This window comes from Streptomyces termitum, assembly GCF_014650175.1.
Taxonomy (GTDB): Bacteria; Actinomycetota; Actinomycetes; order Streptomycetales; family Streptomycetaceae; genus Streptomyces; species Streptomyces termitum.
This window is the reverse complement of the sequence record NZ_BMUL01000012.1, coordinates 229,380-242,380: the sequence shown is the minus strand read 5'-3', so window position 1 is coordinate 242,380 and position 13,001 is coordinate 229,380. Positions and strand designations below refer to the sequence as shown.

Annotated in this window: 14 protein-coding genes, 1 tRNA gene and 1 pseudogene; 6 read left to right on the top strand and 10 right to left on the bottom strand. The window is 71.5% G+C overall.

Features of this window, described 5'->3' with window-relative positions; all coding sequences use genetic code 11:
* Window positions 1–150 precede the first annotated feature (150 nt).
* The 4 genes from IE219_RS22960 to IE219_RS22945 all read right to left on the bottom strand — a co-directional run bounded on the left by IE219_RS22960 (window position 151) and on the right by IE219_RS22945 (window position 1,607).
* Complete coding sequence (locus IE219_RS22960) at window positions 151–423, bottom strand: hypothetical protein (RefSeq protein ID WP_189980486.1); 273 nt, start codon at window positions 421–423, stop codon at window positions 151–153.
* A 41-nt stretch (window positions 424–464) separates the two neighbouring features.
* Window positions 465–731, bottom strand: a complete 267-nt coding sequence (locus tag IE219_RS22955; protein ID WP_189980484.1) for a hypothetical protein — start codon at window positions 729–731, stop codon at window positions 465–467.
* Between the two features lie 107 nt (window positions 732–838).
* Window positions 839–1,048: a hypothetical protein gene (locus IE219_RS22950; RefSeq protein WP_189980482.1), complete on the bottom strand. Its 210-nt coding sequence runs from the start codon at window positions 1,046–1,048 to the stop codon at window positions 839–841.
* A 4-nt stretch (window positions 1,049–1,052) separates the two neighbouring features.
* Window positions 1,053–1,607 (bottom strand): DUF5994 family protein, encoded by a 555-nt coding sequence (locus tag IE219_RS22945; protein ID WP_189980480.1) that lies wholly within the window; start codon window positions 1,605–1,607, stop codon window positions 1,053–1,055.
* 289 nt (window positions 1,608–1,896) lie between these two features.
* Here IE219_RS22945 and IE219_RS32480 point away from each other — a divergent pair.
* A pseudogene (locus IE219_RS32480) lies at window positions 1,897–2,013 on the top strand (hypothetical protein); the annotation flags it as partial.
* Between the two features lie 218 nt (window positions 2,014–2,231).
* On the opposite strand, the gene IE219_RS22940 reads toward IE219_RS32480, so the two are convergent.
* The gene (locus tag IE219_RS22940; protein ID WP_189980478.1) at window positions 2,232–3,440 is read right to left on the bottom strand and encodes a PP2C family protein-serine/threonine phosphatase; all 1,209 of its coding nucleotides are present in this window, start codon (window positions 3,438–3,440) and stop codon (window positions 2,232–2,234) included.
* Between the two features lie 427 nt (window positions 3,441–3,867).
* Here IE219_RS22940 and IE219_RS22935 point away from each other — a divergent pair, with 427 nt between their 5' ends.
* On the top strand, window positions 3,868–4,377 hold the full coding sequence (locus IE219_RS22935; protein WP_189980476.1) for a DUF5994 family protein: 510 nt from the start codon (window positions 3,868–3,870) through the stop codon (window positions 4,375–4,377).
* Between the two features lie 17 nt (window positions 4,378–4,394).
* Here IE219_RS22935 and IE219_RS22930 read toward each other — a convergent pair whose 3' ends face one another.
* Together IE219_RS22930 and IE219_RS22925 are read right to left on the bottom strand one after the other, a co-directional pair.
* Window positions 4,395–4,826, bottom strand: coding sequence for an STAS domain-containing protein (locus tag IE219_RS22930; RefSeq protein WP_189980474.1), 432 nt, complete (start codon window positions 4,824–4,826; stop codon window positions 4,395–4,397).
* 81 nt (window positions 4,827–4,907) lie between these two features.
* On the bottom strand, window positions 4,908–5,306 hold the full coding sequence (locus tag IE219_RS22925) for an ATP-binding protein (RefSeq protein WP_189980472.1): 399 nt from the start codon (window positions 5,304–5,306) through the stop codon (window positions 4,908–4,910).
* 601 nt (window positions 5,307–5,907) lie between these two features.
* Between IE219_RS22925 and IE219_RS22920 the strand changes: the two genes are divergently transcribed.
* Window positions 5,908–6,765, top strand: a complete 858-nt coding sequence (locus tag IE219_RS22920; protein WP_189980470.1) for a slipin family protein — start codon at window positions 5,908–5,910, stop codon at window positions 6,763–6,765.
* 465 nt (window positions 6,766–7,230) lie between these two features.
* Here the strand turns inward: IE219_RS22920 and IE219_RS22915 are convergent.
* Window positions 7,231–7,301: transfer RNA gene (locus IE219_RS22915), tRNA-Gly, on the bottom strand.
* 401 nt (window positions 7,302–7,702) lie between these two features.
* Between IE219_RS22915 and dcd the strand changes: the two genes are divergently transcribed.
* The 3 genes from dcd (at window position 7,703) to IE219_RS22900 (ending at window position 9,508) form a co-directional block, all read left to right on the top strand.
* Complete coding sequence (gene dcd, locus IE219_RS22910; protein WP_189980468.1) at window positions 7,703–8,278, top strand: dCTP deaminase; 576 nt, start codon at window positions 7,703–7,705, stop codon at window positions 8,276–8,278.
* Window positions 8,279–8,292: 14 nt separating this feature from the next.
* Window positions 8,293–8,790, top strand: a complete 498-nt coding sequence (locus tag IE219_RS22905; protein ID WP_189980467.1) for a phosphoribosyltransferase — start codon at window positions 8,293–8,295, stop codon at window positions 8,788–8,790.
* Between the two features lie 193 nt (window positions 8,791–8,983).
* A complete protein-coding gene (locus IE219_RS22900) occupies window positions 8,984–9,508 on the top strand; it encodes a hypothetical protein (protein ID WP_189980465.1) in 525 nt (174 codons plus the stop codon).
* Between the two features lie 74 nt (window positions 9,509–9,582).
* Here the strand turns inward: IE219_RS22900 and IE219_RS22895 are convergent, their stop codons facing one another.
* Window positions 9,583–10,500 carry a Yip1 family protein gene (locus IE219_RS22895; RefSeq protein ID WP_189980463.1) on the bottom strand — a complete coding sequence of 306 codons (918 nt, stop codon included), beginning with the start codon at window positions 10,498–10,500 and terminating at the stop codon, window positions 9,583–9,585.
* 159 nt (window positions 10,501–10,659) lie between these two features.
* Window positions 10,660–12,921, bottom strand: coding sequence for a (Fe-S)-binding protein (locus tag IE219_RS22890; protein ID WP_189980461.1), 2,262 nt, complete (start codon window positions 12,919–12,921; stop codon window positions 10,660–10,662).
* Between the last annotated feature and the right edge of the window lie 80 nt (window positions 12,922–13,001).

Sequence of the window (13,001 nt, the reverse complement as noted above, 5' to 3'; positions counted from 1 at the left end):
GCGGCGGTCGTCACAACGGCCCCGGCGCATTCACTCCGTCGGGGCCGCCCTTCCGGATCGTCACACGTGAGCGTGCTCGATCCGTGTTCGATTTTACGACCGTCCATCGGGGCGGGCCAGCGGGCCGGCGGGCCACGGGGGCGGTCCGGCTCAGCCGCGTTCTTCCTCCTGGGCCTCCATGCGGCGGATTCCCTGGTGGGTGAGGGAGACCATCGCGGGTGTGTTGCCCGGTTCCCAGTCGACGCTGATCAGGCCCTCGCCGGTGAGGTAGGTGCAGGCGGCGGCCAGGTCTTCCTCCGGGATGCGCAGGTCGTTGCGCAGTTTCCGCCCCGGGACACCGAGGAGGCGGTTGCCTTCGGTGGCTTCGTAGAGGGCGGTCAGGATCCGGTCGCGGTACCCCTGTCGCTCGCGGAGTGTGGCCATGACCGGGTCCTTTCGTCCGGGTGGGGAACGGCCGCGGGTCGTCACACCTCGTCGACGTGGGTGCCGGTGAGAGGGGACGGGCTGCTGGTGGTGAGCCAGGAGCGGGCGGGCCCTGCGGCGGTTTCGGTGTCGACGGTGAGGTGGAGCCGGGTGCCGCCGTCGGGAGCGGGGTAGCTGCGCTGTTCCGTCCCGGCGAACGAGCGGCGGATCACCTCGGCGACCGTGCGGGCGGCTTCGGGGGTGGCGGCGACGATGCGGATCTCGGCCTGTCCGGCCGAGGGCAGGGCTGCGGTGTCGGTGCGGTACAAGGGGTGTGTTCCCTTCGCGGGTGAGCGAGAGGCCGGCGGGTGGGCTGTCCCGGGTGTGGGGTGGCCCCACTCGCGGCCTTCGGTCGGAGGAGTGGTCTCCGGAGCGGTCAGGGCCAGGTGCCCACGGTCCCGCGGCGGGCAGCTTGCTCCGTCGGCGTGTGGGGGCTGTGACCGGGCGGTCGGACGACGGCCGGGAAGGGGTCGCTGTAGTGGCGGGCGGCGATGCGTGTCTCGTGCTGGGCGCTGAGCCGGTGGGCAAGGAGCGTGCCGAACGTGATCAGCGCAGCGACGGCCGCGAGCACGATCAGGGTCTCCATGGCGTCACCACCGCGTGGTCTTCGGCAGCGGAATCATTCGCGCGCCGGTGACCGGGTGCCGGAGGGGCGGCAGGGCGGCCCCTCCGTCCGTCTCCCAGGCGTCCTCGCTGCTGCGGGCGTCGCGCACGCGGCGGCCGGTCGCGGCTTCGTCGGACATCAGGACACCAGCGGTGAGGACACCACCGGGGACCGCGGCGGCCGCCATGAGCCGGCTGGCTGCGGCGGGTTCGGTCTCGGGCGGTATCACCAGCAGGTCGACCCGGCCGACGGTGTAGGAGAGCAGGATCATCTTGTCGGGATCCTGCTCGGTGAACCAGCCGACGTGCACGGTGTGCCCGGTGGCAGGGACCTTGTGCGGGACGACGGGCCAGCGGGTGGGGTTCACCGTGACGCGTGTGATGCGTCCGAAGCGCTCTTCCAGCGCGTCGGCCAGGGGCGGAAGCTCAGCGGCGAGGTCACGCGAGCGAGGCCACCAGGCGCCGTCCAGGAGACCGGCGAGGGTGGTCTTCGGCGTCAGCGAAAGGCGCGCCGAATGCGGGGGTGCGAGGGCGGTGGTCATGATCGCGGACCCGTCTCCGGGCCGCCCTGCGGGGCGGCTCAGTGTCTTGATCGCCGGAAACGACGTCCGCGTGGAAGCGGGTGCTCGAGTTACTCCCGGTACCTCCAGCCTACTCCGCGCCGGGGCCGGACGAGCGGTCTCCGGCCGGCCGATTTCCCGGGCCGGGAGCATCCGCCCAGGTCGGCGGTCGCGGGCGTGACCGCGGGCACGCGCGTACCGTGCCGTCTCGGCGGTGCCTCGCAGGCCATGAGGTACCGGCGGCCCCGCGCGGACAGGCGGACCACCAGGGGTGAATCCGGCAACGAGTCCCACCGAGTGGTCAAGCCCCGGCACGGACCTGCTCCGGCGGCGGACCGCGCGGTGCCTCGGAGGCGTTCCCGACGGTGCGTGGTGGCCCCGTTCCCGGGACGTCGCGACCGAACTGTCCGCCCTGGTGGAGATGCTCACCACCGCACCTCAGTCCCCTCACGGACGTCGGCCCGGACACGCGCGCCCGGCAGGTCCCTCATCACCCTTGGCCACGAAGACCGCTTCGCCCTCCTGGCAGCGCCTCCGGGCACGCCGCCCGACGCCGTGGCTCGTGCGGTCGACGTCGGCAACTGCACCTTGCGGCACGTCCCTCCGTCACCCGCGCCACTCGATCAGGAGGAGCGTGGAGTCGTCCGAAGTGGCTTCGCCGCGTGCCCGTTTGAGGGTGTGGGACAGGTCCCGCGCCACCGCGTGCACCTCCCGGTCCGCCCTGTCCAGCTGATTCACCCAGTCGATCAGCTGGTCCTCGCCGAACTCCTCCTCGCCGCTCTCGTGTTCCTCGATCAGCCCGTCGGTGAAGCAGAGGATCCGGTCCCCTGGTTCGAGCGCCACCTCGCTGACCCGTGGCTGGTCTCCGCCGAAGCCGACGGGGAGGGTGGTGGGGCTGTTCAGGCGGCGTACGACGCGGTGGTCTCGGATCAGCAGGGGGGCGGGGTGTCCGGCATTGACCCACTGGAGGAGGCCGGTTCCGGTGTCGAGCCGCAGCATCTGCGCGGTGACGAAGTGGTCGGGGGCGAACTGCTCGGCGACGGCCCGGTCCATGAAGAGATAGATCTCGGAGAGTTCGACGCTGATGCGGCGGGCGTGCCGGTACGCGCCGATGGCGACGGTCGCCATGGTCGCCGCGTCCAGGCCGTGACCCATGGCGTCGATCATGGCGAGATGGAGGACGTCCCCGTTCAGGGCGTAGTCGAAGCTGTCGCCGGCCACGTCGTAGGCGGGTTCCAGGACTCCGGCGACCGCGACGCGGGACATCCTCATGGCGAGCGGTGGCAGGAGGGACCACTGGATCTCGGCGGCGACGCTCATCGGTTCGCCGCGCCGGGCCCGGAAGAAGAGGTCGGTGTAGCCGTTCTTGGTCTGCAGCGTGGCGGCGGCCAGGGCCGCGAGCCTGCGCAGGAGGCGGCGGACGTCGTCGTCGACCGCGTCCAGGGTGACGGCCAGGACGCCTGCCTGGTCGCCACCGTCCAGCAGCGGGGCATGGACCCGTACGCCGTCGGCCACCGGCACCTCGACCGCGCGCGAGGTGAGGAAGCAGCGGCCGGCCTCCGTACCGTCGATGGGCACGGCATCGCCGTCCTCCAGTCCGTCCCCGGCGAGGGGGACCAGGTTCCGCTGCCCGTAGTCCTGGAGCAGGATCCGCACCTCGCGGCCCCCCATCCGGGCGACCGCGTCGGCGAGGGCCGGCCCGATCCGGTCGGGCGGCAGCCTGTGGACGTGGTCCAGGAGCCCGCCCAGCAGCATCTCCCCGAAGCTCTCCGCGCGGTCGGCATCCCCATCGTCCTCGTGGCGTCCGACGGTCATCCGGGGCCTCCAGGCGAACAGCGGGGCGGCACGGCCTGATCCGTCGCCGGGGGCCGGACCGGACGGCATGGCGGTGCGGCTTCCAGGATGCTCCGCGGCGGCCGGGGCCGCCACGCGCGCCGGCTCCGGCCGCCCGGTCAGGGTCCCCCGGCGTGGGGCCCGGTACCGCTCAAGGGCCGGCTGGTGGCCGGTCGGGACCGTCCTTCCCGCCCTTGCCCGGACGACCGAAGTCAGGCGGTACGTCTCCGCACGCGCACGGGTACGTCCGAAGCCCGGGTGCCGATCGGTTCCCCGGCGGAGGGCTGCGCGCCCGCACGTCCCCCGGAGTACGGTGAAAGCGCGGGGCCGCCGCCCCGCCCGCCGGCCCGGCGCCCGCCGTGGCACCGGCCGTGCGGAAGCGGCACCACCCGTGGACGGGCGGACCACCATGACCGACGCACACGTTTCCCCCCACCAGGTCCCCGCACCCCAGCGCCTCCTGCCGGACGAGGTCCACCGCTCGGTCGAACCGGGCACCGCGCTGCTCCGGATGGAGACGACGGGGGCCCGGCAGAGCCTTCTGGACGGCGCGTGGTGGCCGCGCTCGCGTGACGTCGAGCGGGAGGTCCCGCCGCTGCTCACCGCCCTGACCGAGTACCTCGGGCCCGTCACCCGGGTCGGCCTGGACGCCTCCGCCTGGAACGGCATCCCGACCCGCCTCGTCGTCGACGGCCGGGTCGTGCACCTCGATTCCTTCCCCGTCGGCGACGACACCGTCCTGATCACCCGCGGCGACAACGACCACTTCTCCCTGATGGTCGTCCCACCGGACACACCACCGCAGGCCGCCCGCACGGCCATGGCCCGCGCCGTCGACGCCGGCAACGCCAGTCAGGCCGCCGAGATCCTCCTCGCCGGGCCGCCCCGGTCGGCGGGCCCGGCGACCGGGGCGGCCTGATCAGAGGGGGGCAAGGCTCAGACGGAGCCGGAGGCGCCGCGGTCCGTCGCGAGGAGGACGAGGGGGAACAGACGCAGGGTGCCCGTGAGCTCGAACAGGCGCCGGATCCGGAAGGGAAGCGGCCCGACGAGGACGAGCCCGGCGGGTCCGCGACGCGCCTCGACCAGTGCGTCGAGGAAGGCGGAGTCCCCGAAGCCCACCCGGGAGACATCGAGCAGGATCCGCTCGGCGTCGTCCCGGCGGGCATCGCCGAGCGCTTCGCGCAGGCAAGGGACGGTGTCGGAGTCGAACTCGCCCGCCGCGCGGAGGAACCACGTCGAGGATGTCTCGCTGCCCGCACGCTCGACGCGTGCGCATCCGTTCACCGCTCGGTGGACGCGCCGCGCGGAGTGGAGGGAGACACGCCGCGTCTCGCTGCCCGGGATCCGTGGGTCGTTCGCTTCCCTCACGACCAGACCCCCTCACCGGTGTGAGCTGGTCGGAGAATCCGCCGGTCGCTTCTCCAGTGTGCGGCCCCGCCGCGTCGTCCGTCAGCGGGGGAGGCCGATCCGGGCATGGACGGTCTTGCCGCTCCCGTGGCACACCACGGTCAGCTCGCTGGTCAGACGGGCGATGATGCCCCAGCCGTATCCGCCGTCCCCGTCAGGGCTCGGGCTCCTGGGACGCGGTGGTTCGCGGCTGTGATCGCTCACGTCGATGTCCATGGCGTCCGGTCGCAGGGCGAGGTCCACGGAGCATCCGCCCCCGGCATGACGGACGGCGTTGCTCACCAGCTCACTGACCACCAGCATCGCGTCGGCCTCGGTCGCCTCGCTGACCGCCTCGCCCGCCAGGAGGGCATCGGCCACGAGGCCGTGCATCTCGCGGCGTGCCTCGGCGGCGGCCCACGGGCCGCGGATGGTGCAGTGCCGTCGAATCGAGGCCGCCATGTCGGTCCTCTCCGCGAGCGAGGGCGCCGGCTCTTACGGGGCCGTCTGCCCGCATCCGGGCCGCCGATGTGCGGCCCTGCCGGGGGACGGCAGTTCCCGGACGGCCTTCCCGGGACGACGCGAAGGCCGGACACGCGGAGGAGACCGGGAGCGGCGGTCGGCCAGCAGCGGTCAGCTCGCGGATCACGGGCGGGTCCGGCCTGCTCAGGGTGCTGGTCGTGGTGGATGTCGTACGGTCCTGGCGCGCTCGTGGTGACGTCGGGGGGCGCCGTGAGACGTCGTGCGAACCGGCACGCGGCTTCTGACGGAGGGCGTGCTCCGCCGGCAGGCCGGCCCGTCCGGCGTTCCGCGGCCGAATGCTCCCCTGACCATGAAACGCGCCTCCGCGCCGAGACGGCTCCGGGAGGGGGCGGCCCGTATGCGGACCGTCCGGCCCCTGGCCCGGGCCGACAACCCGCGCGATGCTGGGAAGGAGGAGGACTCGTCGCACGTGCAGGATCCGCGCAGTCCTCCGGGCGGCCTGGAGAAGTCCTCTTCTTGTCGCCGCCGTCGGCGGGCCTCGCGCGGGCGTGACGTGGTCCTCGTTCTGAGGAGCGGTGTCGTGGGCGTGTTGATCGTGGTTCTGATCGTGCTGGCCGTGATCGCCCTGGTGGGGCTGGCGACGGCCGTCAAGATCGTCAGGCAGTACGAGAAGGGCGTGCTGTTCCGGTTCGGCCGGCTGATCGGGGTCCGGGAGCCGGGGCTGCGGCTGATCGTGCCGTTCGTGGACGTCCTGCACCGGGTGTCGCTGCGGATCGTCACCATGCCCATCCAGTCCCAGGGGATCATCACCCGCGACAACGTCAGCGTCGACGTCTCCGCGGTCGCCTACTACCGCGTCGTCGACGCCGTGAAATCGGTCATCGCCGTCGAGAACGTCAGCGCGGCCATCAACCAGATCGCCCAGACCACCCTGCGCAAGGTCGTCGGACAGCACACCCTGGACGAGACCCTCTCGGAGACCGACCGCATCAACGTCGACATCCGCGAGATCCTCGACATCACCACCGCCGACTGGGGCGTCGAGGTCACCCTGGTCGAGCTGAAGGACATCCAGCTGCCCGAGAGCATGAAGCGCGCCATGGCGCGTCAGGCAGAGGCCGAGCGGGAGAAGAGGGCGAAGATCATCAGCGCCGAGGGCGAATCGATGGCCGCGGCGGCACTCGGCGACGCCTCCGACACCATGATGTCCCACCCGCTCGCCCTCCAGCTGCGCAACCTGCAGAGCCTGGTCGAGATCGGGGTGGACAAGAACAGCACCGTCGTCTTCCCCGCCCCCCTCATGAGCACCATCGGCGAACTCGGGACGTTCCTCGCCCGCGAGACGGCCGCCGCCGCACAGCACGACAAGACTCCGGCGGACATCACCGAGGACACCGCTGCGCGGTCCCCGGCGGACGTATCCGCCAAGCCCTCCTGACGGCCGGAGCGGCCGCCCCGAAGACCCCGCGCACGGGAGGTGCCGGCCGTGTGGCGCTCCCGAGCGGAGCCCGAGGCCACCGCGCCCGCGACCGGTCGCCCGGAGTACGCCCGGTCACGTGCCGTCCGCCGGTTCGCGGGCCCGGGAGGGCCGGAGGCCACCGTTTCGATATCCCGGACGGTGGCCTCCGGCCGGAGAACGAGAGAGGGTGGAAGCAGCCCCTCGGCGGGCAGACAGGCGCGTTCCCCCGTTCCGTTCCGTCCCGGCCACCGCCACAGCACACCGCCGCCGCTGACGGCCCCGTCGCCGCCCACCGCTTCAACCGCGTCGCCTCGTCGGTCGCGCCCGTGCTGGGCGGGCCCGACCGGAGCATCCTCGACAGCCTGGTCATCTGGGGGGGGGAACGGGACGAGCCCGGGCGACAACAACGAAGCCCCAGGTCGCTGACCTGGGGCTTCGTAGAAGAGCGGATGACGGGAATCGAACCCGCGCTATAAGCTTGGGAAGCTCATGTTCTACCATTAAACTACATCCGCGCAGCGGCCGAATGGGCCAGCCGCATCGTTGCACACTGTACCCCATGGGTCAGGTGTGGTGGAGTTCGTCTCTCCCCGGTGGGTCGGAGTGCCGCGTGGAGGGTGTCCCGTTGATCCCCTAATGTGGCTGTCTCGTCCAGCACGTGTGTAGGGGAAGGGACTTGATGGGTTCCGTGGAGCGCACCGTCGTCCGCTGTGCCGAAGGGCATGTGTTCAGTACCGCCTCGTTTCCGCTTCAGCAGCTCGGGTCCGGGCGGATCGGGCCCGGGCGGCTCATCCGGTGTCCGAGGTGTGCGCGGCTGAGGCAGGCGGTGCCGGTGGAGGTCGCGCGGCGTTGACCTGGGTGGGCGCGGATCCGGTCCCGATTGGGGAGGTCCGCGCCCTCTGCGTATCGTGGGGGCGTGCTTCTCTCAGACAAGGACATCCGGGCCGAGATCGACGCCGGACGGGTGCGGATCGATCCGTACGACGAATCCATGGTGCAGCCGTCGAGCATCGACGTGCGGCTCGACCGCTACTTCCGGGTGTTCGAGAACCACCGCTACCCGCACATCGACCCGGCCACCGAGCAGCTGGACCTGACGCGCGAGGTGGAGCCGGAGGGCGACGAGGCGTTCATCCTGCACCCCGGTGAGTTCGTGCTCGCGTCGACGTACGAGGTCATCAGCCTGCCGGACGACATCGCGTCGCGGCTGGAGGGCAAGAGCTCCCTCGGGCGGCTCGGGCTCGTGACGCATTCGACGGCCGGCTTCATCGACCCCGGTTTCTCCGGGCACGTGACCCTGGAGCTGTCGAACCTCGCGACCCTGCCCATCAAGCTCTGGCCGGGGATGAAGATCGGGCAGCTCTGCATGTTCCGGCTCAGCTCGCCCGCCGAGTTCCCGTACGGCACGGAGCGGTACGGCTCGCGGTACCAGGGCCAGCGGGGGCCGACGGCCTCCCGCTCGTACATGAACTTCCATCGGACCCAGGTGTGAGGCGGTAGCCGGACATGAGTGAAGTACGCGAGAACCTGACGTACGAGGTCTTCGGCACGGCCGTCCGCGAGCTGGCCCAGACGATCGCGGACGACGGCTACGAGCCCGACATCGTCCTCTCCATCGCCCGCGGCGGCGTCTTCGTCGCCGGCGGTCTGGCCTACGCCCTGGACTGCAAGAACATCCACCTCGTGAACGTGGAGTTCTACACCGGCGTCGGTACGACGCTGGAGATGCCGGTCATGCTGGCGCCGGTCCCGGACGCGATCGACTTCTCCGACAAGAAGGTCCTGATCACCGACGACGTCGCCGACACCGGCAAGACGCTGAAGCTGGTCCACGACTTCTGCGTCGACCACGTCGCCGAGGTCCGCTCCGCCGTCATCTACGAGAAGTCGCACTCCCTGGTGAAGTGCGAGTACGTGTGGAAGAAGACCGACGACTGGATCAACTTCCCCTGGTCGGTCGAGCCGCCCGTGGTGCGCCGCGAGGGCCAGATCCTCGACGCCTGAGCACCGCCGCCTCCCGTACGCGGGGGAAAGGCCCCCGCCGCTCCGCCGGTGGGGGCCTTTCCCGTTGAGGCGGCGGGGGCCTTCGCCGTTCCGGCGGCAGCGGTGCCCGTACGCGCCGACCGGCATCCGGGGGCCGTCGAAGCTGCCGGGCGGCGGCAGTGAGGCGGGGGCGCGTCCGTGACAGCCTCGGGGCATGGGGTGGACGTTCAGAGCACACGCGGGCCTGGCCGCCGGGCTGGGGGCGGCGCTGCTGCTGCTCGCCGGTCTCACCTGGCTGCCGGGCGGCCCGCTGCCGGTCGTCTCGGGGTGGCCGGGGGCGGTGGCCGTGCTGCCGCTGTTCCCGATCTTCCTCGCCGCGCTGGTGCGGCTCGCGCTGACGGGGGCGGACCGGAGCTTCCTGTGGCCGGCCTTCCGGTGCCTGCCGGGCAGGCTGCGGCTCGCGCTGGGGGCGCTGCTGCTGGCCGGGGTGGTGATGCTGGTCGTGAACCAGGCCGGGGCGGGGAACCTCCAGGCGGCCGAGGAGCGGGACGGCCGTTACTCCGTCCTCGACACCACGCCCCACGCGCGCGGCAGGGACGAGGTCTCCCGGAGCCGGTACCTGGCCGTCCTGGAGAGCGACCAGCGCACCCTGTTCGCGATCCCCGGGGTGCTCCTCGTCGCGGCCGCCCACCTGGTCCTGGTCGCCGGGGAGCTGCGCCGTGCGGAGCCCCGGAGGTAGGCGGCGGCCGGGCGCGTACGGGAAGGCCCCCGCCGGTGGACCGGTGGGGGCCTTCCCGTATGCGGGCTCGGGGCCTACAGGGTGCCGAGCTTGATGAGGCTCAGGAGGGCCGCGAGCTGGATGGCCGAGGCGCCGAGGGCCTTGGGCCAGGGGAGGTCGTGGGAGCGGCCGACCATCAGGGTGAAGAGGGCGCCGGCGGCGAGCCAGGTGAGCCAGCCGAGGATCTGCACGAGGCCGTTCTCGCCGCCCAGGAAGAGGGCGAAGAGGAGCCGGGGCGCGTCCGTGAGGGACATGATCAGCATGGAGAGGCCGACGGTGGGCTGCCAGGCCCCGTCGCCGCCGAGCTGGCGCGCCAGGGTGTGGGTGACCGCGCCGAGGATCAGGCCGCCGAGGACGAAGCCGACGCCCGTCATCAGGACGTACGGGATCGTGCTGGCCAGGGTGGCGTTCAGCACCTCCTCGCGGGCCTGGTCGAAGCCGAAGATCGCCAGGAGGCCGTAGAGGAAGGTGACGATCAGGGCCGGGCCCCAGACGGCGTGGTCGCGCATCTGGAGGAAGGTGTCGGCGGGGCGCAGCACGATGCCGCTCAGGAGCGGCTTCCAGCCCAGGCGGGGGCCGACGGGGACGGGCGGCGCCTGGTGGGCGGCCTGGCCGTACGGGTCGTCGACGCTGAACATCTGGGTGTGGCCCGGGTTGTTCGCCGTCGCGGCGTGCTGCTGAGGGTGTCCGTGCGGATCGCCGAAGTACTCCGGCTCCCCGTACGGGTCCCCCTGCCGCTGCCCGCCGTGCGGCTGTCCGCCGTAGGGCTGCCCGCCGTGGGGCTGTCCCCCGTACGGCTGCTGCTGCGGCTGCTGCCACTGCTGCTGGGGCTGCTGCTGCGGGTAGCCCGGCGGGGGCGCGTTGTACCCGTACGGCGCCTGAGGTGCTTGCTGCGGTCGATGCTGTCGCGGGGGGTGGTCGTCCCGGCCGCGTCCGTTCCTGAATCCAGCCACGTCATTGAACGTACCCGTTTCCGCAGCCCACCGGCTCCTTTGCGGCTGACCTGTGACATCCCCTAGGGGACGGGGGGTCCCGGGGGAGGAGGCGGCGGACGCGCGGCGAGGGCCGCCCCGCCGGGTGGCGGGACGGCCCTCGTGAGGTCCGGGCGGCGGTTACGCGGCCGGCTCGGGCTCCGGCTCCGCCTCCGGGGCGGCCTCGGGGTCGATCGGGGTCTTCACGGACTCCAGCAGCAGCTGGGCCACGTCGACGACCTGGATCGACTCCTTCGCCTTGCCCTCGTTCTTCTTGCCGTTGACGGAGTCCGTCAGCATGACGAGGCAGAACGGGCAGGCGGTGGAGACGATGTCCGGGTTGAGGGAGAGGGCTTCGTCGACGCGCTCGTTGTTGATGCGCTTGCCGATCCGCTCCTCCATCCACATCCGGGCGCCGCCTGCGCCGCAGCAGAAGCCGCGCTCCTTGTGGCGGTGCATCTCCTGCTGGCGCAGACCGGGGACGGCGGACATGATCTCGCGCGGCGGCGTGTAGACCTTGTTGTGACGGCCCAGGTAGCAGGGGTCGTGGTAGGTGATGAGGCCCTCGACCGGGGTCACCGGGATCAGCTTGCCCTCGTCGATGAGGTGCTGGAGCAGCTGGGTGTGGTGGATGACCTCGTACTCGCCGCCGAGCTGCGGGTACTCGTTGGCGATGGTGTTGAAGCAGTGCGGGCAGGTCGAGACGATCTTCTTCGCCGACTTCGGCTTCTTCGTCTCCGGGTCGTCGTCGTCCTCGCCGAACGCCATGTTCAGCATGGCGACGTTCTCCTGGCCGAGCTGCTGGAACAGCGGCTCGTTGCCGAGGCGGCGGGGCGAGTCACCGGTGCACTTCTCGTCGCCGCCCATGATCGCGAACTTGACGCCCGCCATGTGGAGCAGTTCCGCGAAGGCCTTGGTGGTCTTCTTGGCCCGGTCCTCCAGGGCGCCGGCGCAGCCGACCCAGTAGAGGTAGTCGACCTCGGACAGGTCCTCGACGTCCTTGCCGACGATCGGGACCTCGAAGTCGACCTCCTTGGTCCACTCGACGCGCTGCTTCTTGGCGAGACCCCAGGGGTTGCCCTTCTTCTCCAGGTTCTTGAGCATCGTGCCCGCCTCGGACGGGAACGCGGACTCGATCATCACCTGGTAGCGGCGCATGTCGACGATGTGGTCGATGTGCTCGATGTCCACCGGGCACTGCTCGACGCAGGCGCCGCAGGTGGTGCAGGACCACAGGACGTCCGGGTCGATGACGCCGTTCGCCTCGGCGGTGCCGATGAGGGGGCGCTCGGCCTCGGCGAGGGCGGCCGCGGGGACGTCCTTGAGCTGCTCCTCGGAGGCCTTCTCGTTGCCCTCCATGTCCTTGCCGCCGCCCGCGAGCAGGTACGGCGCCTTCGCGTGCGCGTGGTCGCGCAGCGACATGATGAGGAGCTTGGGGGAGAGGGGCTTGCCGGTGTTCCAGGCGGGGCACTGCGACTGGCAGCGGCCGCACTCGGTGCAGGTGGAGAAGTCGAGGAGGCCCTTCCAGGAGAACTGCTCGACCTGGGAGACGCCGTAGACGTCGTCCTCGCCCGGGTCCTCGAAGTCGATCGGCTCGCCGCCGCTCGTCATCGGCTGGAGCGCGCCGAGCGCGGTGGCGCCGTCGGCGTTGCGCTTGAACCAGATGTTCGGGAAGCCGAGGAAGCGGTGCCAGGCCACGCCCATGTTGGTGTTGAGCGAGACCACGATCATCCAGATGAACGAGGTACTGATCTTCACCATGGCGGTGAAGTAGATCAGCGTCTGGAGGGTGGGAACGCTCAGGCCCTTGAAGGCCAGGACGAGCGGGTACGAGGCGAAGTACGCGGCCTCGTAGCCCTCGACGTGGTGGATCGCGCCCTCCAGGCCGCGCAGCACGTAGATCGCGAGGCCGATGGTGAGGATGACGTACTCGACGAAGTACGCCTGGCCCGCCTTGGAGCCGGCGAAGCGGGACTTGCGGCCGGCGCGGCCCGGCAGGCTCAGCAGGCGGATGACCATCAGCACGGCGATGCCGAGGATCGTCATGACGCCGATGAACTCGATGTACAGCTCGAACGGCAGGAAGCCGCCGATGACCGGCAGCGTCCAGTCGGCCTGGAAGAGCTGGCCGAACGCCTGCGCCAGGGTGGGCGGCAGGGTCAGGAAGCCGACGGCGACGAACCAGTGGGCGAAGCCCACGATGCCCCAGCGGTTCATCCGGGTGTGTCCGAGGAACTCCCGGACCAGGGTGACGCTGCGCTGGTACGGGTTGTCGGTCCGGGTGCCGGCCGGCACGGGCTGGCCGAGCTTGAAGTAGCGGACGAACTGTCCGATGGCGCGAGCGAGCAGGGCAACGCCGACCACGGTCAGCGTCAGCGACACGATGATCGCGGCGAGTTGCATGACGGGCTCCTCGGGCGGGCCCGGAACGAGGCGGGCGCGGCCTCGTGCTCGCCTCGCCCTCACCCTCGCCTGGGGCCTAC